Source organism: Pedobacter steynii, from assembly GCF_900103665.1.
Taxonomy (GTDB): domain Bacteria; phylum Bacteroidota; class Bacteroidia; order Sphingobacteriales; family Sphingobacteriaceae; genus Pedobacter; species Pedobacter steynii.
This window is the reverse complement of record NZ_FNGY01000003.1, coordinates 713,789-739,326: the sequence shown is the minus strand read 5'-3', so window position 1 is coordinate 739,326 and position 25,538 is coordinate 713,789. Positions and strand designations below refer to the sequence as shown.

The window sequence follows — 25,538 nt, the reverse complement described above, 5'->3', positions numbered from 1 at the left end:
GCTGATCCTTTTTCGCAGATATAATTTGTATTTTAGTGGCTCCCGGATATTACTCATCGGCAGAGAATAATTATGACAGCGCTTGAACAGTATGTGAGTTCCTACTTCGGAGTTGCGGAAGCAGCCGAATTAGCCGTGATCAGTTCTTTATTTAAGCCGGAAACGATTAAAAAAGGCGATTATTTCCTATTGACCGGGAAAGCTTCCGATAGGTTAAGTTTTGTTCAGACTGGTATTTTAAGGATCTTCCTGGCGACAGAAAACAAGGAAGTTACGCAATGGATCTCTACGAAAGGATATTTCGTAACCGACCTCTCCGGATTCATCTTTGAAAAACCTGCCCGCTGGACGATTCAGGCATTGACAGATACGGATTTATTTACCATTAAAAGAGAAGATTACAAAAGGATAGGCGTTCTTGTGCCCAAATGGCATGAACTGGAAAAATTGTTCATTGCGAGTTGTTTTACCACTTTGGAGGACCGGATTTTTACCCATCTTTCTATGACTGCCGAAGAACGGTATGAGCTGTTTTTTGAACACAATAAAAGTCTTTTCAACCAGGTTCCATTACAATATATTGCTTCAATGCTGGGGATGACCCCGGAGACACTTAGTCGCATCAGAAAGAAATAAATGTTCTTGATTTTTGTCAAGTGGAAGCTGATGCCTCCTTCAGACCTTTGTCTTGTTCGCAACGCAGGAAATTAAACTGTTGCTTGCTGATCATTTAATTAATCAAATTGTAAAGATGACAAAGGAAATTAAAACAGAAATCTTAATCAATGCAAGACCGGAAAGTATATGGGAAATATTAACCGCATTTGATCAATACCCTAATTGGAACCCCTTTATCAAGTCGATCAGCGGGGATCAAACAGTTGGAACTAAGCTAGTGGTGAGGGTTGAACCACCAGAAGCAAAAGGCATGACTTTCAGACCAAGGGTCCTCGCATTTGAGCCCAATAAAGAATTTCGGTGGATTGGACATTTACTGTTCTCCGGGCTTTTTGATGGGGAGCATAAATTTGAACTTATTGATCATGGAAATGGGACTACGACTTTCATTCAAAGCGAAAACTTCAAAGGTATCCTGGTTTCACTTTTTGCGAAACAACTGGACAACAATACCAAACGGGGCTTTATGGAGATGAATGTGAAGCTGAAAGCGCGGGCAGAAAGGAGTTGATGGTTTTAACGGCCCGATCCTGAACTCCTGTTAAAATTTGTTAAATCAGTCCTGGAAATTCTGTTTTTTAGTTCTTCCCGAATATTTTTGGGAAACACACATGATATGAACCTGATACCGGGTTCGATTTTATAATGAAACCACCATAAGCATACCGCTTACAGAAAGCAATGATTATGCTTATGGTAGCTTCATAACCGCTAAAAAACAATTATATTCTGATGAAAAACAAGAAACAGATGAAATGGACTTTTTTGATGGTAGCGCTTGTCATTTTTGCATGGGGATGTAAGAAAGATAATGCGGATGATACTACCGTTTATAACTGGAAACGCGACCTCTACAGGGGGGCAATTACAAAGGAAGGCCCGGCGTTGGTTGGCTCTTCAGAGATTACGATCGGCACTAATGCTGTTTATGTCAGCAGTGATTATGTTTTTCTGACGGAACGTCAAAAGAATAAACAAAAAGATAGTATTTACAGGACAAGTGGGAGGATGTTCGCTTACAAATACGAAAAAATAAAGACCAAATAAAACCAGGGATAGGAGTTTGTCGGTTTTGTTCTATTTTATCTTATGGAAGATGATTAACTTCAACTAAAGATAAAATGAAATGATTACAGCTGATTTTATACTCCTCCTGACGGCAACATTAACCGCCCTGACAGGCGGGCTCTTCTATGCTTTTTCCTGTGCAGTGAATCCCGGTTTAGCTAAACTATCCGACGAAGGATATTTGGCTGCCATGCAATCTATTAATAAGGAAATACAGAATCTTTTGTTCCTGAGCAGTTTTATGGGAACGCTGTTGCTTTTGCCCTTCAGCACCTGGTTACAGTTCAGGGCAGGGGTAACGGATAGCTTCTGGTTATTACTGGCAGCAACATTCGTTTATACGATAGGTGTATTTGGATTAACTATGTTTGGGAATGTCCCTTTAAATCAGGCACTAGACCGGTTCAGCTTATCATCAGCTTCTGCCAAAGAGATGACCATACAAAGAGAAAGATTTGAAATTCCCTGGAACAGGTTCCACCGCATCCGTACAGTGGCTTCGGTTTTGACGGTGGTCCTGGTGGTTGTTGCGCTGTTGTACCGTAGTGGAATCAGCGGGTAAAAGAAATGCCTATGCAGGTTTGCATAGGCGTTTTTTATTTATTTGCTGGCCTGTTTGGTATTTCGGGCCTGGTATCGTTTATAAGAAATCAGGGCTAAAAGGAAGACTACAGCAATGGTAATATATACCCATGATGGGATGGGAACAGGATCACCCTGTGCATAAGAGTGTAAACCCGTCAGGTAATAATTTACACCGAAATAGGTCATGATAATGGTCGAAAAGCTCAATAATGACAGGAGGTTAAATAAATACTTGCTCTTTAATTTAGGAATCAGACGTATGTGCATGACAAATGCATAAACGATCACCGATATGAAAGCCCATGTTTCTTTCGGGTCCCAGCTCCAGTAACGTCCCCAGCTTTCATTGGCCCATATTCCTCCTAAAAAGGTACCTATGGTCAATAAAAATAATCCTACCGTTAACGACATTTCATTTACGATCGTAAGCTCCGTTACAGAGGCCTTTACTTTGGCACTGATCTTTTTGCCGTCAATAATGTAAAGCACCAATACAACTGTTCCTAACAAGGCGCTGAGGCCAAAGAATCCATAGCTGGAGGTGATGATGGCTACGTGGATCATCAGCCAGTAAGATTTAAGCACCGGTACCAATGGTGTAATCTGTGGATTCATCTGTGATCCTCCATGCGCAAATCCCATTAGGATTACCGCAATAAGACAACCGGCAGCAGGGATAAAGGCATTGCTGTTTCTGTACATCAGCAAACCGGATAAGACGCCGATCCAGCTGATAAACAAGACGGCTTCGTAACCATTACTCCAGGGTTCATGTCCGGAAATGTACCAGCGTGCACCCAGGCCGACTGCCTGAAGTATGGCGGCAACACTGATCAGGATTAAGGTGAAAGTCACCAGCCTGTCCAGCATTTTGGAAGATTTAAAGAGTTTGAAAAATGCCAGCGTCAGGATTACTGTTCCTAATAAAGCATAAGTAATCATGAGGTTCAGGAAGATGTTCCAGGAATTGTAACTCACTTCCCAGTTGATCTTTGACTGTGAGGGTACTACATCTTTCCCGAATTTAAGCTGGATGTCTTTGATGACATTTAAGGCAATATTTGCACCATCCCAGTTTCCGGATTGTGCCGCAGCCTTGATGCTTTTTACATAAGGATCCAATGCGCTGGATACGACCGCTTTATTGGAGGGATCAGAAGGGGGCATGGCAATCCAGGTATTGTTGGTATCGCCGGCAATCGGAAAGATGCGCAGGTACTGGCCATCAACCAATTGCTGCATGGCCTGTAATTTATCATTAAGATCGATGACATCTTTATCATAGCTCCCCTGTTCAGCTGGTTTCTTTGCAAATGATTTCAGGTACTGCTCTTTTAACACAAATTCTAATGCTCCTTCGGGGCTAATGGTCAATAAATTGATCATTGAGGTATAACCCTCTTCATTTGCCTTCACTGCTTTTAGCAGTTCAGGGCCACCTTTCGAGCCAACTTTTATAAAAGGAACATTCATCCAGATAAATGGTGAGCTGGAAACAGAAAGAAAGAACTGATTGGCGCTCAGGTTGTATAAATGATCCTTGCGGTGTAGTTTTCTCAGAATTTCCAGTGCCATGGTATTGATGGGCTCAATTCTTCCGTCTATATTTTGTACCAGCAGGTATCCGAAGCTATCTGCATGGGCTTTATCAATCTTAATGGATGCGGCAAACTCCTGTGCATTTGCATTTTTAGCACTTAAAAGCTTTTGCACATCTGCCATATAATCCTGATCGTGTACATGTTTTGCGGGTTGGTCAGCACTGGCCGGGCCATGGTCATGACCGTCACCTTCGGTATGCACATGGTCATGTTCTGCCTGAGGCATCCCGGCGGCGGGCATAGGTGTTTTTCCATCGGTACCATGCATGTCGATCTTCTGATCAGCCTGCTGACTGAAAGCAGCACCCAGAGGTAAGAACAACAGCAATAAGATCAGGGTTTTTGATTTAGAAAGGGTTTTCAATTGTTCATTTAATTTAGAGAAATGCGTTCCCTTCCAGAATAAAGTCACGAACATACCAAGGAAAAGTAGGGTATAGCCTATGTAAGTTACGTTTGTGCCCCAGTAATCATGATTCACAGAAAGTACGGTTCCCTTTTCGTCATCATCGAAACTCGCCTGAAAGAAGCGGTATCCGGAATGGTCTAAGACATGGTTCATAAAGATTTTATAAGGACGATCGCCGGTTGCTTCCTGGATCATCACATCGGAAGAGTAAGCCGCAGGACTGTTACTTCCCGGGTATTTCTCCATTTTAAAGTCGACCAGTTTAAGCGTAAACGGGGATTTATATATTTTTGATCCGTAGGCTAAAGAGATTCTCAGTCCGCCGATTTCACTTTGGTGCTGGAAGTTGGTCATCCCTTTTCCACCATAAAAGGAAACGGTGTCCTTTGCATTTGAAGTGGTAATCTCCAGTTTTACGAGGTCAGGATCATGTTCATGATTTTTCTTATCTCCTTCAAAATAGGTGATGCGTCCAGGGATAGGCCCTTCGGGAACTACGAATGCCAAAGCACCAATGGTGTATAAACTTCTTAAATTGAAAGCTTGTGGCGCACTATTCCCTTCTACGGTTTTCTTTTCCTGGGTGGCCATCACCATGTAATTCCCCGGATATGGAGAAGTGATTTGCAAGGCGCCATTGGCATCTTCAATGTTAATGGTGCCGGGGGTTGGTTTATTATAGCTCACCAGCATGTTCTGCATCAGCTGAACACTGCCTGAAGGAATGTATTTGTTGACTCTTTTTCCGTTTTCCAATACCACCAGATGGAGGGTTGGCCTGCCTGAAGCTTCACGAACCAGGGAGTCCTGAGCTCTGGCATAAAAGTCGATGACCTTCATCTTTACCCGCTCGCCATTGTAGTCGTATTCGGCTTTAAATGTTTTTTTAAATGGTTTAAGATAGGTTGGGATGTTATTGGAGATTAAAATTGCAGGGACATCATCGTAGGCCAATGCCTGGTCGTCTTTTCCAATCTGTACTTTGAAAAAGGTGGCATCAGAAATGATTTCATCACTGGATTCGCCTTCACGGATGTGCATCGATCCTTCAAAGCTGACATATCTGGTAATGTATCCGCCAATAAAGATGACGATAAACGCAAGGTGAAATACCAATAGCGGCCATTTTTTGCGTTGTGTAAGTTGATACCTTCCAATATTTCCGATGAAGTTAAGGACCAGGATTACCATCACCAGTTCAAACCACCAACAGTTATACACCAATGCTTTGGCTACGGCTGTTCCATAATCGTTTTCCACAAAGGTGGCCATGGCCATGGAAAAAGCATATAACAAGAGCATGGCACCCATCGTACGGGTGGAGAAGAGTATTTTTCCTAAACTTTTAATCATTCTTATTTTTCTTATTCATTTTCAGCGCCTGGCGGAAAGGGGCAAATTGCAAGGCGATGGATTTTCCCTAAACTTCGGCAAAGATGGTTTTGATCGGCCATAAAAATAAGAGGATCTGAATTTATGGCAAAAATAAGACGAAACTACGATGCTTTTTTGATGAAATGGAATTTGATTACTTTCCAGGCGGCATTCATATATTTACAGAATCCACTGCAATCTCTATATCTTCTTTAATAAATATCCATTCCTTATCAAGTAAGCAAATTGGATCGAAATCCTGATCAGCAGCTTGAAAGTCTACGAAGTTTTTAAGGATGAGTTTTGGATCATGCGTCCATTCAAATCGTTGTCGATGTAAATCAATCATAGTTTTGACATCATACCGCGGCAAGAGCTCATGTAAATCCCAAAAATCTTTTTTCCGCCCACCACGTTGAATAACATCAACTTTCATTGCTATTATTTCTTCTACCGTAGCCAATCTTATTCCATCATATTCCATTTCATCCTGAAAAAATGGATCCATGGAATAATAAACATCAAGCTTAATTGCCTGATCAGAACTACTGCCAATCAAATACGATTTTCCCATTCCTGGATTACCTCCAAAATCACCCACAACGTATTCAAAACTGTTACGTAAGTAATGATCAATTGCATCAAAATCAATTGATCTATAAGTTGCATCTGTAAACAGATCAATATCAACTGAAATTCTATGTCCCAGGTGTAGACTTAATGCAGTACCCCCAACTAGTCTGAATTCACGAAATTCATTAGCTTGCATTAATTTAAGTAATATATTTCTTAGTTCATTATTAACCGTATTCCAGTAGAGCATAGCGATATTATTTGTGCTGACTGAATATTGGTAATCTGCTTGAAACAGAGTAGCTTCCGGCAACCTCTTCTACTTTGTCTTTGCCGTAGAAATCGATGATAACTTGTTTTTCTCCGGAGTCTCCCCGTTCAAATATTCTTGTGATAATCGGTTTGTATTGCTTCTCCCAATCAAGTTTATTCATATCTGTGTCCCAAAAAAGAGCTTTACGGAAAAGAGTCAAATCTGGATGTAGCTTAGTCTGTTCTTTCAGTTGCGCTACTTTAATCGCATGATAGGCCTGTAGAAGGAACATAGTGCCTTCTGCTAAACCAAGAGCACGATCTATTTTTAAAGATACTTCGGGAGTAAGGTTACGCTTGCCCTTTGTGATATCGTTAATTGTTTGAGGATACTCTGGCAAAGAAAGTGCAAACGGGCGCTTCTTAAGCTTTCTTTTCTTAAGCTCACGGTCTAATATCAGGCCGGGATGAATACCTTTATATTTTTCCAATGACATTTCCATATACAAATATAAACAAATTTGTTTATAACTGATCTGCTTGTCGTAAAAGCGCAAAGCATTGAAAACAAGAAAGCCCTAGATTTTCTCTAAGGCTTTCTTTGTGCACTCGAAGGGATTCGAACCCCCATCATCAGAACCGGAATCTGACATTCTATCCATTGAACTACGAATGCTGGTTTTTCAAGATTGCAAATCTAGGAAACTATTTCATATAATAAAATGCTTATCATCATCCTTATGATAAATCTCTTAAAAGATCTGTCACCTTTTTTATTTTAGGAGGACACCGGGGCCTATCTTATCCTGTTGGAGAAAGTTGATGCAGTAGAATTCCCCCTGATCATCAGCGTATTTGCTTTTTCAAGATTTTCTTTTGATCTCGTTAAGATCTCGATGACATCAAACTTTACCTGAGCGTCTTTTAATGACGCAATGCTGTCCGATGTAGAAATTTGAATGCTCAAAATATACTTTTCATCGATTTTTTGACTGTGGTCTTTGACCAGCTTGCCATTTAATAAATATAATGCCCTGGGATATGTAGATTTAACGTACTTGTTCCTGATCTCCTGAAGACTAAGGAAATTAAAACTAGCAGGATTTTTTGTCGTGATAAAAATCTTTGAAGATTCTTTGTCAACATCCAGGGATAAAATCTGATTAGCATCGAGATGAATAAATATATTATCTCCTACATAAATATTGTCGACATAGTAGTGAGGTTGACGCTGAACATTAGTGTCGTAAGTTATTTTTATAGAGTCTCTAGCTACTTGATTGCCTGGTTTTACCTGAGCAAAAGTCTTTATGGTGAATAAGCAAATAATAATGGTAAAGTACGGTTTCATAAAAGCGCAGTTAAGTTGTCTTAAATATATGATTTTTTTAGGTCTGAGCATTTGCAACAGGATTTAAACAAGGGTAATCTCCCTGCTTTTACTAAGGAGAATTAGATTCCTGATTCAGGCCGTTCTTCAAAAATAAAAAAGCGCTTTTGCAAAAATGGAACCATGATAGGAAGATCGCTCGCAAAAAAAACATCAATATTGATCAATATTTGAATGGTTTACCTGTAGTGCTATTGTTATTTTGGAGGAATTTAAATAACTCTTTTGTCATCATGATGCTGCAATTTATAAATACAACGAAGCTAATTTTCTTTTTTCTTTTCATTTGCTCTTCTATAGCTTATGCTCAAAAAACAGACATTATTTTAACAGGTGAGGTACTAGGTAGAAATAGTGAAAAAATACTTTTGTCAAAATGCACTCAAGATCCTCATAGCGAGCATATCATAATTCCAGTTAAGGATAAAAAGTTTGAATATAAAGTTTCTTTAGACACTACTGAAGCTTATCAGTTAATTTTCGAAGACGAGTTAGCGGTTGGAACGTGGCTCCCAATAATTTTCTTTCCTGATTCAGTAAACGTAAAGTTTACTTTATTTGATAAGGGAAATACGCAAAAAAACAAAATTGAAGGTGGCAAATTAAATAGTGATTATAATTTGTCTTTAACCCGTGGTTATGAGATTTTTAAAGATAGAATTTCAGCAATCAAGAAAAAAATAAAAATACTCTCAGATGCTGGAAATCTTTATAGTGAAAAATACAAATCCTTAATGGCTGACTTAAGTAAAGCATCCAATGATGATGAGAAACGTTCAATCTACAAGGATCAGGAGGAATTGAGAAAAACGGGATTGGATCGAAGTTTAGAAGGCGCTGCACTTAAATTAGATCAGGACAAGCTTTTGTTGGAACAAATTAAATGGAAATATGAAACTATTCAGAAGAATCCTTCCATTGCATCTTACTTTCTTCTCTTAAAAGATATGAACCTGGCTAAAACAAGTCCGGAGATCGCAATGGAATTTGACAACACCTATCAGGTGTTGTCAAAAAGATTTCCTGCTCATAAGTATACCAGACTCATTAAAAATGAGATGTCTGGTTTTAACCAAATTCGTCCGGGGGGGAAATTTATAGATTTTACGGCTCCTGATTTGAACGGTTCCAAAATCAAGCTGTCAGAGCTGATAAAAAACAAAGTTTCCGTAATTATTCTATGGGGATCCTGGTGCGGGCCATGTATTGCTACCAGTAGAACTATTGTTCCTCTTTACAAAAAATACAACAACAAAGGATTTGCTGTTGTCGGAATAGCCAGAGAATTTAAGAATAACCAGGCGTTGTTATCACGTTTAGACAAGGAATCTTTTAGTTGGCCAAATCTCCTTGAGCTTGATGATGAAAATAACATTTGGAATAAATATGGAATTTCAAATGCAGCAGGAAAGGTTTTATTGGTAGATAAAAAAGGAACAATATTAGCAGTTGACCCTTCGGCACAAATCATCGGGGGCTATCTGGAGAATCATCTCTAATGAATCATTAAATACCTTCCTGATTGCTATGTTTAGATCTGTATGCTGAGGGAGCAAGACGATGGCAAGTATCTGAATTTTTTAGGTCTGAGCACTTACAACAGGATTTAAACATGGTTAATCTCGCTGCTTTTACCAAAGGCAATTATATTCCCTTATAAAGGCATTTTTTCAAAAATAAAAAAGCACTTTTGCAAAAATGAAAGCGGGATGACTGTGCGGGTCATATCATGAGCTGTGTCTTAAGTTCATGGTCCTTTCATAAGGGGTAAATAACAATTGTAATGGTGATGAAAATCATGTAAAGAAAAGAGGCGTTTATGGAAGAAATGATTGTTGAAGAAATCGTAAAGCTCTTAGAGCAGGAAGACAATGCACAATTGAAGATATATTTGGATGACCTGAATATTTCAGATGTGGAGCATTTAATAGACGAACTTCCCCAACACGCAGTCACATTTATTGATACGCTGTCCATCAAAAGGGCCGTAAATGTTTTCAGAATCCTTGACTTTCCTACTCAGGAAAGAATCATTAAAAAACTTCCCGGAAATAAACTTGCAGAGCTGATTAACCTGCTGCCTCCCGATGACCGTACTTCCTTGTTCAGTGAGCTGAAAGGCGATGCCGTAAAGAAGCTGATCATTCTGTTGCCTGCTAAGGACAGGGTGGAAGCGCTCTCTTTGCTGGGTTATGAGGAAGACAGCGTGGGAAGGCTGATGACGCCGGATTATGTTGCAGTAAAGAAAGACTGGACGGTATCCCGCGTACTGGCACACATCAGGCGTTACGGTAAGAACTCTGAAACCATTGATGTGATCTATGTGATCGATAAAGATGGAGTCCTGCTGGATGACATCAGGATCAGAGAAATTCTCCTGGCAGATCCGGAAGCTAAAATCGGAGACCTGACAGATCAGCGTCTGATCGCCTTAAAAGCAAATGACCATCAGGAAGAAGCGATTAATATTTTCAGGATGAATAACCGGGTAGCCTTACCCGTAGTAGATGATTATAACGTATTGCTGGGTATTGTAACTGTAGATGATATCCTATGGATTGCAAACGAAGAATATACAGAAGATATGCACAAAATAGGGGGTACTCAGGCATTGGACGAACCCTATCTGGATATGCCGATTTTCGGTTTGTTTAAACGAAGAATAGGTTGGCTGGTGGTACTTTTCCTTGGAGAAATGTTAACCGCTACGGCCATGGGACATTTTGAAGCCGACATTGCGAAAGCAGTAATCCTGGCGATGTTTGTTCCGTTGATCATTTCAAGTGGGGGAAATAGCGGTTCACAGGCTTCTACTTTGATTATTCAGGCCATGGCTTTGGGAGAGATTACGGTGGGCGATTGGTGGAGGGTAATGCGAAGGGAGCTCATTTCGGGGCTGATGCTCGGAATTGTACTTGGCTCTATTGGTTTCCTCAGGATTTTCGTCTGGACCTTCTTTACTCCGATGTATGGACCACATTGGCCCCTGATTGGCGTTACAGTAGGTGTCGCGCTGGTTGGTGTGGTTTTATGGGGATCATTGGCAGGTTCTATGCTTCCGCTGATCTTAAAGAAACTTGGTGCTGACCCTGCAACCTCATCTGCTCCTTTTGTAGCAACCCTGGTTGATGTAACCGGACTGATCATTTACTTCTCAGTTGCAGTGATGTTCCTGACGGGAGTGCTGCTCTAAGCGCCAAAAACAACATAAAAAGAAAGGCCGGATCATCCGGCCTTTCTTTTTATCAGGTAATGTGATTATACGTTGAAACGGAAGTGCATGATGTCTCCATCTTCCACTACATAGGTTTTACCTTCGACACCTAATTTACCGGCATCTTTACAGGCAGCCTCTGAACCCAGGGTTACAAAGTCAATATATTTAATGACCTCAGCGCGGATAAATCCTTTTTCAAAGTCAGTGTGGATCACACCAGCAGCTTGCGGAGCTGTGAATCCTTTAGTGATCGTCCATGCTCTTACTTCCTGAACACCTGCAGTAAAATACGTGTACAGGTCTAATAAACGGTAAGCCGCAACAATCAGCTTGTTTACGCCAGACTCGGTAAGACCAAGGTCCGCTAAAAACTCCTGACGTTCTTCGTAACTTTCCAGTTCCGCAATTTCTGATTCTATTTTAGCAGAGATCACCAATACTTCAGCATTCTCATTTTTTACAGCTTCTTTAACGCGGTCTACATAAGCATTCCCGTTGATCACAGAGTTCTCATCTACGTTGCATACATACATTACCGGTTTTTGAGTTAACAAACCCAGGTCCTGAATGAATTCAAAATCTTCCGCTGCAACAGCTGCAGAACGTGCGGATTTACCTTCTTCAAGATGTACTTTAATCACGCTTAAAATATCGAAAGTTCTTTTGGCATCTTTATCGGTTTTTGCCATTTTCTCCACTTTCTGAATCCGTTTGGTAACGGTATCCAAATCTTTCAGCTGTAATTCAGTATCAATAATTTCTTTATCGCGAATCGGATCAACAGAACCGTCTACGTGGATCACATTTCCATCGTCAAAGCAACGCAATACATGGATAACGGCATTTGTAGCCCTGATATTACCCAAAAACTGGTTTCCTAAACCTTCCCCTTTGGAAGCACCTTTTACCAAACCTGCAATATCCACAATCTCAATGGTATTGGGAACAATACGGTTTGGCTGTACCAGTTCGGCCAATTTAGTCAACCTGTCGTCGGGTACAGTAATTACGCCGATATTAGGTTCGATTGTACAGAAAGGAAAGTTAGCCGCTTGAGCTTTTGCGTTCGATAAACAGTTAAATAAGGTGGATTTTCCAACATTTGGTAAACCAACTATACCACATTGTAATGCCATGAATGATATTTTTATAGTTTTGGCGCAAAGCTACCAATTTTTTAAAAATAATCTTTATGTTTAGGGTATCTAAAAAGTATTTAAAGATTAACACGATCCTTATGGAAGATTTCGAAGAAAAAGAGCCCCTTGAAGCAGAAAATGAAACCCTTATAGTTACTGAAGACATCCGCAGCTATATTTACGAGACGGCAAAATGGGCTAAATTCTTATCCATTATCGGATTTATTTTTTGCGTATTGATCATCATATTCGCATTTTTTATGCCTGCTGTGATTTCATCGATGACCACCATGGGCGGTCAGACGCCTTTATCTCAGGTGGCTCCGGCAGCGATTACCGTGACCTATTTACTCATTGCGCTCATTTATTTTTATCCGAGTTTAATGTTGTTTAAATATGCGACCGCTGCGCAAAAGGCAGTCCTGTTTCTGGATCAGCTGAGCTTAGGTGTGGCGATGAGCAAAATGAAGTCGTTCTTCAAGTTCTGGGGTGTACTTACCATTGTAGTCCTCAGCTTTTATATTGTCGGGATTTTATTCGCTGTTGTAGCGAGTATTGGAGTCAGCTAAGCAATTAAGCCGCTTTCCGATAAACAAGAACAGCCGGCTATTGCCGGCTGTTCTCGTTTTAAAAACAAATAGATTACCGGGCGTTAATTCTTAACCCTGCTTTCTTCATCGGCCGTGCCGGTAGTTCTTGTTCTGGCATTTTTGACTTTCATATTGCCAAATTTGTAGTTCAAAGTCAGGTTAATCTTGCGGCTTTCCCACTGATTTTGCCAATAGGTATCCACATTGCTATAACGCAGCTGGCTCCTGAACTTAGAGGTATCAAAAACATCATTGAGCTTTAAACTAACCGTTGCTTTTTTGTTCATAAATGTTTTTCTGGCAGAAACATTCATTCCATAATACTCCAGCGACCTAAATAATCCGGATACAGAAGGGGAACCGTAATAGAAGGTATAGGCCAGCTGGAGGTCTTTGGGGAGGTTGAAGGTCTGTTCCGTGTTCATCGACCAGTTGAATTTATGGCTGTTATAGCTTCCGCCCTGTACTGCCGATTTTACGTCATCATAGGCAAAAGATACCTCGGTATTGTTGTTCCACCATTTTGTCAGATCAAAAGGGCTTCCGATAGCGAGGTATAGGTTTTGCGCCCTGCCAAGGTTTTCATCTACACTGATGCTTTCCTTGGTCTGGTCGTTTTGATAAATTACAGGAGAGATCACATCTGTACTTTTAGCATAACTAAGCGTAATCACCCGGAAACTTTTGATGTGGTAGTTGAGCTCAATATTGTTGGAAAATGAAGGCAGCAGGAGTGGATTTCCTTTTAAAGCCGTGTAAGGGTCGGAATAGGTCGCAAATGGATTTAAATCTGAGTAGGATGGGCGGTTGATGCGGCGGGCAAAACTTCCCTGAATCTGATGGTTTGCATTGACCTTCCAGGAAGCGAAAAGAGTAGGGAATAGCTGCCAGTATCTACGGTCTATCTTTTCCTGGGTACCGGAAGAAGCTCCTTTTCCAAGTGTTTGCTCTGCCCGCAATCCCGCTTTCAGCTCCAGCTGCTTAAAGGATTGGCTGAAGGATAAATAAAGGGCATTGATGTTCTCCCGGTAAACAAATTGATTGGTGCGCTTGGGATCATTTACCCAATTGGATGTTTTTAGGGAATCGAAACTGACATCACTATTGGTCTTTACCCAGCTGCTTTTATAGCCAGCTTCTGCTTTAAGTGTTTTTGAGAAGGGATGCACATAATCTATTTTAACCGCATAGATGTTCACGTCACCAAATCCTTTGTTTCTGAGATTGATGACTTCTCCGATACGGCTTCCTGCAGCGTCAAAATAACTGTTAAAATATTGCTCAGTTCTGGAATTGTCATAGTTGACCTGATCGAGATCAAAACCAAGTTCTCTGCCTGCAGTGTCTATTTTAAAGCGATAGTTCAGGTTAATCGCATAATTCCCGGCGGTATTGTCCTGTGGGTTTTGAGAATACACACTTCCCATTTGTTGTTTTGCCGCATTGTAATTCACGGAACGGCTCTCACTGTTCGTCGTATAGGGAGCCGCTGAGCCTTTCCATAACACGCCAACGGTATGCCTGTCGTTAATAAAATAATCTGCTCCTGCTGAATAATTACTGCTTTTGGTAATCGGATGCCAGAAATTGAGCTGGTTGAATTGTTCATCTCCAATCTTACGGTTCATGGTTAGCCGGTTAAAGGAATTGTAATAGCCATAACTGAACCGGGCATAGGTGCTGATTTTTCCAATGTTGTAATTCAAATTGGTACCACCATATCCTTTTCCATATTCGCCATATCCTGCGCCGATATTTGCGGTTCCGTTAAAGCCCTGTAGCTTGTTTCTTTTCAACTTGATGTTGATGATTCCGGCAGATCCGGCAGCATCAAAAGAGGAAGGAGGGTTAGAAATCAGTTCCACCTTACTCATCACGGAGCCGGGTAAAGATTTCAGATAGGTACTCAGTTCCAGTCCAGACATATAGCTCATCTTGCCATCTATCATGACATTTACACCGCTTTTGCCCTTGAGGATGATGTTGTCATCTTTATCGAGCTTAATCCCAGGCGCTCTTTTTAACACATCCAATGCATTGTCTCCTGCCGTATTCATCTGCTCTACATTCAGAACCGTACGGTCTGCGAGTTGTTCAATTAAAGGTGTTTTAGCAGTGATCCCTACTTCTTTTAAGGTCTTTACTGAACCGGTTAATTTCAGCGCAGGCAATACCATCGCGATGTTGCCAACGTCAAAAGTTTTACTTTGAGTTCTTTCATAACCTACTGCAATCACTTTAACGAGGTAAGTTCCTGGTTTGATGTTTTCAAATGAAAATACTCCTTTTTCATTGCTCATGCCAAGTCCTGCTCTTGTGGAATCCGGCAACTGTATCAATGCAACGGAGGCAAATTCAACGGCTTTGCCATCTGTTGAGCTAAGAACGCTGCCGCTTAGCTTTGTAGTTTGACTAAAGGCACTGGCCTTGATCAGTAATAAGAAAAAAAAGGGAAAGAAGAATTTTAAATGAGTACGCATGTTTGTTTGAATTGTTTGCTCAAATGGAATCAATATGCGCGGATTCTTAAATTAAATGATCCCAACCCGCCGAAATATTATGCAAACCGTTTGAATCTTGTAAAGCGGTATTCGTCCGCCAAAAGACAGGTCTTGCGTAATTAAGGATGGGGTTGGGATAAGAAAAATAAAAGAAACAATGACTTTGATTAGTTTTATGGCATGAATATAAAAAAGCAGGTGCTCATACATATACTTTGCTGGACGCTTTTGTTGGGTTATTATTCCATAGGCGATATCATCAATAACAATTGGCACGACGGGGTATGGCATTTTGATGTAACTATGAATTTTTTACATATCCTGGAATTTTATATCTGCTACCTCTGGGTATACCCCTGTTATCTCCGCAAATCAAAAGTTCCACAGTTGATTGGCGGGGTTGTGTTCACCATGGTTGTGTTTATTTCTCTACGTTACCTGCTGGAAGAAGTGCTAAACCGACATTTTTTTGGATTTGGTAATTATGGTAAAGATACGACCACCTTTTACTATATCCTGGACAATATATATTACGGGACTTCTTATATCGTCATTGCAGCTGCGGTTTGGAGTACCCAGAATGCCTTCAGAAATGAGAAAATGAACCAGCAGCTCAGAGTGGAAGCCGAAAAAGCGGAACTGTCATTCCTTAAATCTCAGATTAATCCTCATTTTCTATACAATACGCTGAATTATATCTATTCCCTTGCCCTTCCGGTTTCCGATAAACTGGCAGAAGCGGTCATCAGGCTTTCTGACCTGATGCGTTATACCCTGACTGAAAGTCCCGATGGCAAGGTCAGTTTACTGAAAGAAGTCGATTATCTTGAAAGTTATGTGGAGTTATTTCGAATGCGCTTTGACCCGCTTTTCTACGTCAACTTTGAGGTCGAAGGAGTTACTGAGCAGCAGCGTATGGCGCCATTGTTACTCATCTCTTTTTTAGAAAATGCCTTTAAGCATGGGGTGCTGAACGATCCGGATCATCCGGTCCGAATACAGATTAAAGTGATCCGGCAGGAGCTGAAGGTGACCCTTTTTAATAAGATTAACCAGAACCAGAAAGATCATTCCAGTGGGATTGGTTTGATGAATGTACAGCGAAGATTGTATCTGATTTATCCGGGTAAACATGATTTGGAAATACAGAATGATGGGAAATCCTACCAGGTCAACCTGAGAATTGAACTGTAGTTATTCTCTATATTTAATGAATATTTTACCATTACAAAAAAATAACCAATGATTCGTTGTATTGCCGTTGATGACGAGGCTTACGCCTCAGAGATACTAGCCACGCATATTCGTAAATTGCCATTTTTGGAACTGATTGCAACAACGACCAATGCATTTGAAGCGCTGACGATGGTGCAGGAGGGTAAAGTGGACCTGGTCTTTCTGGACATACAGATGCCTGAATTGACGGGAATTCAATTTTTGAAGATCTGCGGACATAAATGTAAAGTTATTCTCACCACCGCTTATCCTGAATATGCATTGGATGGATTTGAACACAATGTGATTGATTACCTCCTGAAACCCATCTCTTTTGAACGTTTCTATAAAGCGGTTCAAAAAGCAGAACTTTTATTTCATCCGCCTGTTCCGGTTGCAGACGCTGAAAATATCGCCTTACTTCAGATGCCAACTGCGGGAACGGATTACATGTTTATCAAAGGAGAAAGCAAGAATAAGTTTATCAAAGTCAGTTATGATGACATTCTGTATATCGAAGGATTGAAAAACTATATCTCTGTTTTTACTGCTGAGGAACGCATCATCACTTATTTAACGTTAAGGGAAATGGAACTTTACCTGCCTAAAAGCAGGTTCTACCGTGTTCACAAATCTTACATTGTGGCTATAGATAAAATCCGGATGATAGATGGCAACTCCATCTTTATTAAAGAGAACATCATTCCGGTAGGTGAAACCTATAGGGAAGAGTTTTTTAAAGTAATCCGCGAAACAAAATAGCTGATTTTAAGTGTATACAGGGGTTTTGTTTTCAATGGTATGCTTGAAGCTTTTTATTTCTTTCTTTAATAAGCCTTCCAGATAAGGGTTCATGAGTTTAGCGAGGCCAATGCCTACACCACCTGCAGGAGGACGGTAGGAAAGGGTTACTTTTAAAACGGTACTCTGCCCATCAGGCCCAGGTGTAAACTCTACTTTTCCTACATGATGGATCAAAGCCCCTGCAGAGGATTGCCAGCCGATGAAATGCCCGGGTTCGTCCTTTACGATTTCTGCATCCCAGTCAATAGAGAATAAACTGCCCATGACATTGGATTTCCAGTGGGATAGATTTTCATCGATTACCTTGACGTCTAATAAATGCCTGATGCTTCCCGGAAGGTTATTCAGGTTTCGCCAATAGGTATAGACCTCTGAAGCTGGTTTTTCAATCACAAATTCACCTCTGATGTTTACTGCACGGGGCCTTTTGGCATCTATACCCAGCTGTTCATATAGCAGACACCTTCCTGTAGCCGCACGGTAAGCCATGTAGGCACCGTATAAAAACTTAACCTTAGATGGTTTTCTTAATCCCCAGCTAATCAAAGCGCCACTCAAAAACATGGAAACCATCCGTTCCGACCATCCAATGTTTTCATACTGGTGCTTCTCAATAGAGAACCTGCCAGACCTTAGTTTCAGGTGTGTGTTCATATCGTTAGTTTGTATTTAATTGCCTTTCCGATTAGTGTGACCGCATGATGGTCCAGTTTCCCCCAGAGCTGCTCCCAGCTGCCATCGGCTTCTTCTCTCAATTGCGTGATGGTATTGCCCGACAGGTCGCAGATAAAGTATGGAGCTCCATCGCTGGTCTCATCTGGTTTTACCGTAATTTGAGTATCTGTCCCATCTAAAGTAACCATGATCTCAAATTCATCCGGATGTAAGTTTTTCATCTTTGGCTGATTTAGTTTGCAGATATAACAACAAACAAAGTCGCATTGTGTTTGTGTTTAAATCAGCATGGCGCCAAAATCATTTAGTTTAATGACAAAAGAAATGAATTTCCGATGGCTAATATGTTGCAATTTTAAAACTCAAATGCTAACCACAAACGAACCTTTATTGTATGAAGAAGTTATCAATGCCTTTATTGTTTTCCTTTTTGCTAACCACAGGTGGGTTTGCACAAAAGGCACCCGCACCATTTGGTGCAATCCCAAACAAAAACCAACTGGCCTGGCAGGACATGGAATATTATATGTTCATCCATTTCGGGCCCAATACTTTTACCGATAAAGAATGGGGACATGGGGATGAAGATCCTAAAATCTTTAACCCTAAAAAACTGGATGCCCGTCAGTGGGCACGCACGGCTAAAGCAGCTGGGATGAAAGCCATTATCATTACCGCGAAACATCACGATGGTTTTTGCCTGTTCCCAAGTAAGTACAGCACGCATACCGTAAGGGAAAGTGCTTGGAAAGACGGGAAAGGAGATGTTTTGAAAGAACTTTCTGCCGCCTGTAAAGAATATGGGTTGAAGTTTGGCGTCTACTTATCGCCATGGGACCGCAACCATCCCAAGTATGGTACGCCAGAATACAATCAGATCTTTGCCAATACCCTGAAAGAAGTACATACCCAGTATGGACCTGTTTTTGAACAATGGTTTGATGGCGCCAAAGGCGCCAATGAGAAAGATCAGGCCTATGACTTTAAGTTGTTTAACAGCGTGGTCCGCACCCATAATCCACAAGCAGTGATTTTCAGTGATATTGGTCCTGATGTCCGCTGGATGGGAAATGAAAGAGGTATTGCCGGAGAAACCAATTGGGCAACATTGAATACAGACGGATTTGGTGTAGGAGCTGCGGCGCCTGCATCGGCAGTGTTGAACACCGGAAATGAAAATGGTAAATACTGGATTCCTGCAGAGGTAGATGTGTCCATCAGACCAGGATGGTTTTACAGTGCTTCAACAGACGATAAAGTGAAAACTCTGGAAGAGCTGATGTCTATTTATGAAAGTTCAGTAGGCCGCAACAGTAACCTGTTGTTAAACGTTCCGGTAGACCGCGATGGCTTAATTCATCCAACCGATTCCACACGGTTAATGGAATTTAGAAAAGCCATTGATGCAAGCTTTAAAACGAACCTTGCGAAGGGAAAAAAAGTACTGGCCAGTAATACAAGAACAGGGAAACAGTTCCTTGCGCAAAACCTGACGGATGGAAAGACCAATACTTACTGGGCAACATCAGATCAGGTAAAAACAGCGACTTTAACGATAGACCTTGGAAAGGCAACTGAATTGAACCGTATCGTTCTTCAGGAATACATTGCCCTGGGGCAACGCATCAAATCCTTCTCTGTGGAATATCTGAATGGTAAAGAATTTAAACCTTTATTAACGCAAACTACGATAGGTCATAAAAGGATCCTTTCTTTTGCAACGATAAAAACGACTAAGATCAGAATCAATGTACTGGAGGCAAATGCCTGTCCGGTGCTGTCGGAAATAGCAGTGTATAAGGCACCGGACTTATAGGCATTGCAACAAATACATAGATGTATCAAGATGTTGATATATCTATGTATCTATGAGTCTTTAAATCTCTGAGATCGCCGATTGTAAATGATTCACTTTTTTCTGATAGGCCCAGTAAAACACAATCGGGTAGACGAAAAGGTTGAATAAAGTATTGGTAATCAATCCCCCAATCACAACAATCGCTAAAGGTTTGGAGGCTTCAGAACCTATTCCCGTAGATAAAGCTGCGGGCATAAGACCAATGGCAGCCATCAGCGCGGTCATGATTACCGGACGCATTCTACTCGCTACACCATCTTTGATCGCATCTGCAAAGCTCCATTCCGGCCGATGTTTCAGCTCCGTAATGTTGCTCTTAAATCTGGTGATCAGGATCACCCCGTTCTGTACGCAAATCCCAAACAAGGCAATGAAACCAATCCCGGCAGAGATGTTAAAATTAATTCCCGTAGCCAGGATTGCCAGCATTCCGCCCACCATTGCAAAAGGTACATTGTTCAGTACGAGTAAGGAATCTTTGATGTTTCCAAATAATACAAACAGGATAAAGAAGATCAGGAGCAAGCTGATGGGAACGGCTTGTGATAACCTGCTGGTTGCCCTTTGCTGATTTTCAAAATCTCCTGCCCATTCCATTTTATATTCTTTAGGTAATTTGATCTCTGCTTTTACTTTAGCCTGAGCTTCGGCAATTACACTGCCCATGTCTCTTCCCCTGATGGAGAATTTAATGGCCCCATACCGCTGGTGCTTATCGCGGTAGATCATGCTTGGTCCGGTGATCTTTCTGATACTGGCAATCTCTCCCAATGGAACCTTTGCACCGGCAAGGGTCGGGATCCTGAGTTTGGCGATAGAACTTTCATCTTTTCTGAAATCTTCCGGATAACGGATGATCAGGTCGAACTTCCTTTCTCCTTCATAAATCTGGGTAGCTGCTTTACCGCCGATGGCCATTTCAATCACCGCATTCGCATCGGCAGTGCTCACCCCATATAAAGCCATTTTCTTTTGATCCAGATTGATCTGTAATTCCGGCTGACCAAGATTCCTTAGAATTCCTAAATCTTCGATACCCTCTACCGTTTTCAGGATTTTTTCTATCTTTTTTTCTTCTTTCTCTATGAATTTGAAGTCGTTGCCAAAGAGCTTAACTACAATAGAACCTTTAACGCCTGAAACGGCTTCCTCCACATTGTCCGAGATGGGCTGGGAGAAATTCAGGCTGATGCCCGGAAAGCTTTTTAACTTTTCCTGCATCCGCTCAATCAGCTGTTCTTTGGTCTCCTTTCGCTTCCATTCCTTTTTTGGATAGATGTCTACATGGAATTCCATATTGTAAAAGCCGGTGGCATCGGTCCCATCGTTAGGTCTTCCGGTCTGCGACATCACCTGTTTCACTTCTTCAAAACTTAAAAAGATCTTTCTGATGTCATTGGACAGTTTTTTTGTTTCATCCAGCGAGATGCTCAATGGACCTGTTGCCCGCACATAGATCGAGCCTTCATCCAGGGTTGGGAGGAACTCCGTTCCCAGGAATTTGAAGCTGAACAAGCCGAGCACCAAAACCACCATAGACACTCCGAAAGCCAGTTTCCTGAATTTAAAGCAGGCATCAAAGAAACGAATTACATGTTTGGTCAGGAATTCCAAAAAGATGTTGTGTTTCTCTCTTACATTTTTCCGCAACAAGACACTTGCCATCGCCGGCACGAGAGTAAAGGTGAGGAGCAGAGCGCCCAATAGGGCAAAGCTCAACGTCCAGGCCAGGGGAGAGAACATTTTTCCTTCTACCTTTTCAAAAGTAAAGATGGGCAGCAATCCGGTGATGATGATCAGCTTGGCGAAGAAAATTCCCTTTCCGTTTTCTAAGCATGCCTTTTTGATCAGTCCGAGTTTACTTAGTCCATTGAATTTCTCCATGCCTACTTTTTTGGCTTTATGGTCAAGGGCCACAAATATGCCCTCGACCATGACCACCGCCCCATCGATAATAATTCCAAAGTCAATCGCTCCCATGGAGAGCAGATTGGCCGACATGCCCTTCAGTTTTAGGCAGATGAATGCAAAAAGCAGTGCCAGTGGAATAATGATGGATACAATTAATGTCGTACGCCAGTCGGCCATAAACAGGAATACAATCAGGGTCACGAAAATGATCCCTTCCATCATATTGCCCATCACGGTATGTGTGGCATAGTTGACCAGGTCTTCCCGGTCGTAAAAAGGATTGATCTTTACATCGGGTGGTAAAATGGTTTCATTTACCTCCTTGATCTTTTCCTTAAGTTTACTGATCACCTCGCTTGGATTTTCTCCTTTGCGCATGACCACGATCCCTTCCACCACATCGGGATCGTGATCGCGGCCTACCTGTCCTAATCTCGGTAGGGCCGACTCTGCGACATCTGCAATGGTTTTAACGTATACCGGAGTACCGTTAAAGTTATCCACTACCACATTTCTGATTTCATCAATATTGTTCAGGATTCCGATTCCGCGGACCACATAGGCCTGTCCGCTTTGTACAATCACATCTCCGCCGACATTGATGTTGCTTTTGGAGACAGCTTCAAATAATTCTGCTGCGCTCACACCATATTGGATGGCTTTCTGAGGATCCACGGTGATCTGGTAGGTCTTTACCTCTCCCCCAAAACTCACTACATCCGCAATGCCGGGCACAGACAAGAGCTCCCGCTGGATCACCCAGTCCTGCAGGGTTTTTAACTCTCTGACCGATTTCTTGTCACTGCTCAAAGTATACCTGAAGATCTCTCCTGTGGGCCCATAGGGTGGCTGTACCTCCGGCTTTAGGCCCTCAGGTAAATCTGCTTCAGCAATATGATTGTTCACCTGGACTCTTGCAGCAGCATAGTCTACATCGTCCTCAAAAGTGATTTTGACAATAGATAACCCGAATAAGGAAGAAGAACGGATGCTGGTTTTTTTTTCAGTTGGGTTCATGGCAATTTCCAAAGGTCTGCTCACAAACTTTTCCACTTCTTCGGCACTTCGGCCCGGCCATTGGGTGATAATGGTAATATTGGTATTGGTTACATCCGGAAAAGCCTCAATCGTGGTATGCTTAAAACTGAGATATCCTGCCAGGATTAAAATAAAAGTGGCAAAGAATATGAAGTATTTATTTTTTAGGGAGAAGCCGATGACGGTCTTAATGAATTTATTCATTACAGCTGTTTTTTGTGAAGATGTACCGGTTAATTTTTAAGGCTCTCGTATAAGAATACCTGTTTGGACGCCACAATGCGGTCGCCGGCTTTTAGCCCTTTACTGATATAGGCTTTATCTACCGTTTTGCGGCCAATCTCTACTTCCTGGATGCGAACCTTTTTTGCGGCATCGACCACGAGCACATAGCTTTTGTTTTCATCAAAGATGATGCCCCTGGAGTTAACAACAGGAAGGTCGATGCCGGATTTTGCAGAGATGAGCACGGTGGCCATCATTCCTGGTTTTAACAGGTAACCCGGATTGGCAATGCTCACTCTCGCATTCATCACTTTACTCTCATTGTCGATCATGTTGTACACTTTATCAATCTTTCCTTTGAAAACTTTTTCAGGGTAGGAGAGGATAGAAATGCTCACTTCATCACCTTCTTTTATTCTGGAAATGTCTGATTCGTAAATGTTAATCATAGCCCAGACCGAAGAAAGGTCTGCAACAGTAAAGAGGTTTTTGTTGTTGTCCGGACGCAATTGCATGTTGGAGGTCACATTTTTCTCAATGATAAACCCTGTTAATGGGGATTTGATGGTGTAATTACCATTGTTGTTCCCGCCATTCAGTTTTAATGTCGCCTTAGCACGTCTATCTTCTGCCTGTTTGATCAACAGATCGTTTTTGGCTTCTTCCAGTTCTCTGCCCGAAGAGAGGCCGCTTTTATACAATTCTTGAATTTGTTTGACGTTTCTTTCTGCGTTCCTGAGTTCGGCAGCTGCGCTGATCACCTCTTTATCAAATCCGGCCATTTCTGTGCTGCCCATCGTGGCGAGCACTTGTCCGGTGTTTACTTTATCACCTAGTTTTACCGGAACATTGCGAACGGTACCACTTACCATGGGAAAGATCTCTGCTTTACGTTCTTCATCGGCAGTGATTTTTGCCGAAAAGCTCAGGTCAGTTCTGTTATTGGCTTGTTGTACGGTATCAATCAGCAGCCTGTTGATTAAAGAATCCGTAACGGCAAATTTCTCCGCTACGGGAGCTTCTTTAGAGCTGGTGCAGCTTTGGCCGAGGATAACCAATCCGATCAGGGAGAGTTTGCTGATGTTTTTTAGGAGGGTTTGCATGTTACTTATTTAAAAATGTTAGCACCGGTGACGTAATTGATTTCTTCTTTGGCATTCATTCGCTCGTATTTCAGTTGATTCAGTTGCAGGGTACTTTCTTTATAAGAATCATAGAAATCGATAAACTCTACCAGGCTGATGTTCCTGCTTCGGAAGTTTTTGTTGACCTCAGTAATGAGTTTTGTAAAGTCCTGACTAAAATTCCGATCCATACCCTGATAGAGGGCTTCAGTTCTGAGGGCTGATTTATAGCTGTTGTAGACCTCATTTTCCAGGGTTGCTTCCTGTTGTTTCAGGCTTACATTTCCTGCAGTAATGGCAATCTTTGCTTTTTTGATTTCCCCTTGATTTCTGTTAAATAAAGGAAGCGGAACTTTGATGCCCAGGCCGGTATAATGATTTGGTGCGCTGCCTTGCAGGTCGTAAGTCAGAGAAACTTCCATATCGGGAACTGCCATTGCTTTTTGCAGGCTTAGGTTGTGTTCTGCCTGAATAACGCTGGTTTTTGCCAGCTGAAGATCGGCCCGATTGGCTCTTGCCATTTCCAGAAGCTGCAGGTAAGGTTGTTTTTGCAGGGAATAGTCTTGTTCTTCCTCCGCAGGAGCAGTTAAAGACAAAGGTGTGTTGGCCTTGATATTGGTCATTAGTTTCAAGGTCGTTTCTGTGTCCTCAATTTCATTGAGCAGGCTGGTGTATTCTCCTTTTAGGTGATAGACAAGTGATTTGATCCTGATGATGTCCTTTAAAGCAACATTGCCCATTTTGAGTTGTTGTTCGGAAGCGGCCAGCAGTTGTTCCAGTGATTTGATTTGTTGCTGGTAAACGATGGCGGATTGCTGAGCATAATAAGCTTTATAAAAATTGCTTCTCAATTGAAAACGCAGACTGCGCATAAGGTCGAAGTAAGCATATTCGCTTAGTTTGATCCCCGTATTGGCCAGCTGAATGTTTTTATTCCGCTTTCCGGCCAGTTTAATGAGTTGTGAAATTTGTACGTTGTATTGTCCTGAGGGTAAAGAATTCTGGAAGAATTTCTTCGTGACCGGATTGTACAGCTGGTTTTCATAGCTGATTTCCGGGTTGTCAAAAAGTTTTGCGGTAATGGCATCTGCTTTTGCCTGTTCAGTCTGGTATTGCTGCGCGATCAGCTCATAGTTTCCTGCTATAAACATTTTCTCTGCTTCAGGCAGACTGAGTTTCAGGCTGTCCTGCGCGCTGCCCGCCATACCAAGTCCGAGTAAAAGAATGCCGGTCAGAATTAATTGTCTTTTCATCTCCGGCAAATCTATCCGGAGCGAATTAAACCCGAATTAAAGGGAAGTTAAAATGGGA

21 protein-coding genes and 1 tRNA gene are annotated in these 25,538 nt (G+C 41.6%); 10 read left to right on the top strand and 12 right to left on the bottom strand.

Annotated features, from left to right (window positions below; translation table 11 throughout):
- Window positions 1–72 precede the first annotated feature (72 nt).
- The 4 genes from BLQ87_RS11300 (at window position 73) to BLQ87_RS11285 (ending at window position 2,308) form a co-directional block, all read left to right on the top strand.
- Complete coding sequence (locus BLQ87_RS11300; RefSeq protein WP_083361807.1) at window positions 73–636, top strand: Crp/Fnr family transcriptional regulator; 564 nt, start codon at window positions 73–75, stop codon at window positions 634–636.
- 115 nt (window positions 637–751) lie between these two features.
- Entirely contained in the window at window positions 752–1,189 is a 438-nt protein-coding gene (locus tag BLQ87_RS11295; RefSeq protein ID WP_074606974.1) for an SRPBCC domain-containing protein, read from the top strand.
- A 221-nt stretch (window positions 1,190–1,410) separates the two neighbouring features.
- Window positions 1,411–1,725 (top strand): hypothetical protein, encoded by a 315-nt coding sequence (locus BLQ87_RS11290; protein ID WP_074606509.1) that lies wholly within the window; start codon window positions 1,411–1,413, stop codon window positions 1,723–1,725.
- Window positions 1,726–1,804: 79 nt separating this feature from the next.
- The gene (locus tag BLQ87_RS11285) at window positions 1,805–2,308 is read left to right on the top strand and encodes an anthrone oxygenase family protein (protein WP_074606507.1); all 504 of its coding nucleotides are present in this window, start codon (window positions 1,805–1,807) and stop codon (window positions 2,306–2,308) included.
- Between the two features lie 38 nt (window positions 2,309–2,346).
- Here BLQ87_RS11285 and ccsA read toward each other — a convergent pair whose 3' ends face one another.
- From ccsA to BLQ87_RS11260, 5 genes are all read right to left on the bottom strand, one after another.
- Window positions 2,347–5,694, bottom strand: coding sequence for a cytochrome c biogenesis protein (gene ccsA, locus BLQ87_RS11280; RefSeq protein WP_245723842.1), 3,348 nt, complete (start codon window positions 5,692–5,694; stop codon window positions 2,347–2,349).
- A gap of 193 nt (window positions 5,695–5,887) precedes the next feature.
- Window positions 5,888–6,538 (bottom strand): nucleotidyl transferase AbiEii/AbiGii toxin family protein, encoded by a 651-nt coding sequence (locus BLQ87_RS11275; RefSeq protein WP_074606505.1) that lies wholly within the window; start codon window positions 6,536–6,538, stop codon window positions 5,888–5,890.
- Window positions 6,539–6,545: 7 nt separating this feature from the next.
- Window positions 6,546–7,043: a helix-turn-helix transcriptional regulator gene (locus BLQ87_RS11270; RefSeq protein WP_074606503.1), complete on the bottom strand. Its 498-nt coding sequence runs from the start codon at window positions 7,041–7,043 to the stop codon at window positions 6,546–6,548.
- Between the two features lie 101 nt (window positions 7,044–7,144).
- Window positions 7,145–7,216: transfer RNA gene (locus BLQ87_RS11265), tRNA-Arg, on the bottom strand.
- 120 nt (window positions 7,217–7,336) lie between these two features.
- Window positions 7,337–7,891 (bottom strand): hypothetical protein, encoded by a 555-nt coding sequence (locus tag BLQ87_RS11260; protein WP_143010411.1) that lies wholly within the window; start codon window positions 7,889–7,891, stop codon window positions 7,337–7,339.
- Window positions 7,892–8,037: 146 nt separating this feature from the next.
- Between BLQ87_RS11260 and BLQ87_RS11255 the strand changes: the two genes are divergently transcribed.
- A complete protein-coding gene (locus BLQ87_RS11255) occupies window positions 8,038–9,429 on the top strand; it encodes a TlpA disulfide reductase family protein (protein WP_143010410.1) in 1,392 nt (463 codons plus the stop codon).
- Between the two features lie 320 nt (window positions 9,430–9,749).
- Complete coding sequence (gene mgtE / locus BLQ87_RS11250; RefSeq protein WP_074606497.1) at window positions 9,750–11,123, top strand: magnesium transporter; 1,374 nt, start codon at window positions 9,750–9,752, stop codon at window positions 11,121–11,123.
- A 65-nt stretch (window positions 11,124–11,188) separates the two neighbouring features.
- Here mgtE and ychF read toward each other — a convergent pair whose 3' ends face one another.
- Window positions 11,189–12,283, bottom strand: coding sequence for a redox-regulated ATPase YchF (gene ychF / locus BLQ87_RS11245; protein ID WP_074606495.1), 1,095 nt, complete (start codon window positions 12,281–12,283; stop codon window positions 11,189–11,191).
- A 101-nt stretch (window positions 12,284–12,384) separates the two neighbouring features.
- Between ychF and BLQ87_RS11240 the strand changes: the two genes are divergently transcribed.
- Entirely contained in the window at window positions 12,385–12,855 is a 471-nt protein-coding gene (locus BLQ87_RS11240; RefSeq protein ID WP_074606969.1) for a hypothetical protein, read from the top strand.
- An 83-nt stretch (window positions 12,856–12,938) separates the two neighbouring features.
- On the opposite strand, the gene BLQ87_RS11235 is transcribed toward BLQ87_RS11240, so the two are convergent.
- Window positions 12,939–15,356, bottom strand: coding sequence for an outer membrane beta-barrel family protein (locus BLQ87_RS11235; RefSeq protein ID WP_074606493.1), 2,418 nt, complete (start codon window positions 15,354–15,356; stop codon window positions 12,939–12,941).
- Between the two features lie 201 nt (window positions 15,357–15,557).
- On the opposite strand from BLQ87_RS11235, the gene BLQ87_RS11230 reads away from it, so the two are divergent.
- Complete coding sequence (locus BLQ87_RS11230; protein ID WP_074606491.1) at window positions 15,558–16,571, top strand: sensor histidine kinase; 1,014 nt, start codon at window positions 15,558–15,560, stop codon at window positions 16,569–16,571.
- A gap of 48 nt (window positions 16,572–16,619) precedes the next feature.
- Entirely contained in the window at window positions 16,620–17,354 is a 735-nt protein-coding gene (locus tag BLQ87_RS11225) for a LytR/AlgR family response regulator transcription factor (RefSeq protein WP_074606489.1), read from the top strand.
- 6 nt (window positions 17,355–17,360) lie between these two features.
- On the opposite strand, the gene BLQ87_RS11220 is transcribed toward BLQ87_RS11225, so the two are convergent.
- Entirely contained in the window at window positions 17,361–18,050 is a 690-nt protein-coding gene (locus BLQ87_RS11220) for an SRPBCC family protein (protein WP_074606486.1), read from the bottom strand.
- Window positions 18,047–18,292 carry a hypothetical protein gene (locus tag BLQ87_RS11215; protein ID WP_074606484.1) on the bottom strand — a complete coding sequence of 82 codons (246 nt, stop codon included), beginning with the start codon at window positions 18,290–18,292 and terminating at the stop codon, window positions 18,047–18,049. Before BLQ87_RS11215 ends, BLQ87_RS11220 begins: the two co-directional genes overlap by 4 nt.
- Before the next feature lie 173 nt (window positions 18,293–18,465).
- Between BLQ87_RS11215 and BLQ87_RS11210 the strand changes: the two genes are divergently transcribed.
- Entirely contained in the window at window positions 18,466–19,887 is a 1,422-nt protein-coding gene (locus tag BLQ87_RS11210) for an alpha-L-fucosidase (protein WP_074606482.1), read from the top strand.
- 60 nt (window positions 19,888–19,947) lie between these two features.
- Here BLQ87_RS11210 and BLQ87_RS11205 read toward each other — a convergent pair whose 3' ends face one another.
- Genes BLQ87_RS11205 through BLQ87_RS11195 form a run of 3 tightly spaced genes read right to left on the bottom strand, consistent with a single transcriptional unit; the run spans window position 19,948 to window position 25,480 of the window.
- A complete protein-coding gene (locus BLQ87_RS11205) occupies window positions 19,948–23,082 on the bottom strand; it encodes an efflux RND transporter permease subunit (protein WP_074606480.1) in 3,135 nt (1,044 codons plus the stop codon).
- 29 nt (window positions 23,083–23,111) lie between these two features.
- Entirely contained in the window at window positions 23,112–24,206 is a 1,095-nt protein-coding gene (locus BLQ87_RS11200) for an efflux RND transporter periplasmic adaptor subunit (protein WP_074606478.1), read from the bottom strand.
- Between the two features lie 5 nt (window positions 24,207–24,211).
- A complete protein-coding gene (locus tag BLQ87_RS11195; RefSeq protein WP_074606475.1) occupies window positions 24,212–25,480 on the bottom strand; it encodes a TolC family protein in 1,269 nt (422 codons plus the stop codon).
- Between the last annotated feature and the right edge of the window lie 58 nt (window positions 25,481–25,538).

What these genes read in the sequence shown, in the direction of transcription:
- BLQ87_RS11300 (WP_083361807.1), top strand. Translation starts at nt 73, where the DNA reads ATGACAGCGCTTGAACAGTATGTGAGTTCCTACTTCGGAGTTGCGGAA.
- BLQ87_RS11295 (WP_074606974.1), top strand. Translation starts at nt 752, where the DNA reads ATGACAAAGGAAATTAAAACAGAAATCTTAATCAATGCAAGACCGGAA.
- BLQ87_RS11290 (WP_074606509.1), top strand. Translation starts at nt 1,411, where the DNA reads ATGAAAAACAAGAAACAGATGAAATGGACTTTTTTGATGGTAGCGCTT.
- BLQ87_RS11285 (WP_074606507.1), top strand. Translation starts at nt 1,805, where the DNA reads ATGATTACAGCTGATTTTATACTCCTCCTGACGGCAACATTAACCGCC.
- ccsA (WP_245723842.1), bottom strand. Translation starts at nt 5,694, where the DNA reads ATGATTAAAAGTTTAGGAAAAATACTCTTCTCCACCCGTACGATGGGT.
- BLQ87_RS11275 (WP_074606505.1), bottom strand. Translation starts at nt 6,538, where the DNA reads ATGCTCTACTGGAATACGGTTAATAATGAACTAAGAAATATATTACTT.
- BLQ87_RS11270 (WP_074606503.1), bottom strand. Translation starts at nt 7,043, where the DNA reads ATGGAAATGTCATTGGAAAAATATAAAGGTATTCATCCCGGCCTGATA.
- BLQ87_RS11260 (WP_143010411.1), bottom strand. Translation starts at nt 7,891, where the DNA reads ATGAAACCGTACTTTACCATTATTATTTGCTTATTCACCATAAAGACT.
- mgtE (WP_074606497.1), top strand. Translation starts at nt 9,750, where the DNA reads ATGGAAGAAATGATTGTTGAAGAAATCGTAAAGCTCTTAGAGCAGGAA.
- ychF (WP_074606495.1), bottom strand. Translation starts at nt 12,283, where the DNA reads ATGGCATTACAATGTGGTATAGTTGGTTTACCAAATGTTGGAAAATCC.
- BLQ87_RS11240 (WP_074606969.1), top strand. Translation starts at nt 12,385, where the DNA reads ATGGAAGATTTCGAAGAAAAAGAGCCCCTTGAAGCAGAAAATGAAACC.
- BLQ87_RS11235 (WP_074606493.1), bottom strand. Translation starts at nt 15,356, where the DNA reads ATGCGTACTCATTTAAAATTCTTCTTTCCCTTTTTTTTCTTATTACTG.
- BLQ87_RS11230 (WP_074606491.1), top strand. Translation starts at nt 15,558, where the DNA reads ATGAATATAAAAAAGCAGGTGCTCATACATATACTTTGCTGGACGCTT.
- BLQ87_RS11225 (WP_074606489.1), top strand. Translation starts at nt 16,620, where the DNA reads ATGATTCGTTGTATTGCCGTTGATGACGAGGCTTACGCCTCAGAGATA.
- BLQ87_RS11220 (WP_074606486.1), bottom strand. Translation starts at nt 18,050, where the DNA reads ATGAACACACACCTGAAACTAAGGTCTGGCAGGTTCTCTATTGAGAAG.
- BLQ87_RS11215 (WP_074606484.1), bottom strand. Translation starts at nt 18,292, where the DNA reads ATGAAAAACTTACATCCGGATGAATTTGAGATCATGGTTACTTTAGAT.
- BLQ87_RS11210 (WP_074606482.1), top strand. Translation starts at nt 18,466, where the DNA reads ATGAAGAAGTTATCAATGCCTTTATTGTTTTCCTTTTTGCTAACCACA.
- BLQ87_RS11205 (WP_074606480.1), bottom strand. Translation starts at nt 23,082, where the DNA reads ATGAATAAATTCATTAAGACCGTCATCGGCTTCTCCCTAAAAAATAAA.
- BLQ87_RS11200 (WP_074606478.1), bottom strand. Translation starts at nt 24,206, where the DNA reads ATGCAAACCCTCCTAAAAAACATCAGCAAACTCTCCCTGATCGGATTG.
- BLQ87_RS11195 (WP_074606475.1), bottom strand. Translation starts at nt 25,480, where the DNA reads ATGAAAAGACAATTAATTCTGACCGGCATTCTTTTACTCGGACTTGGT.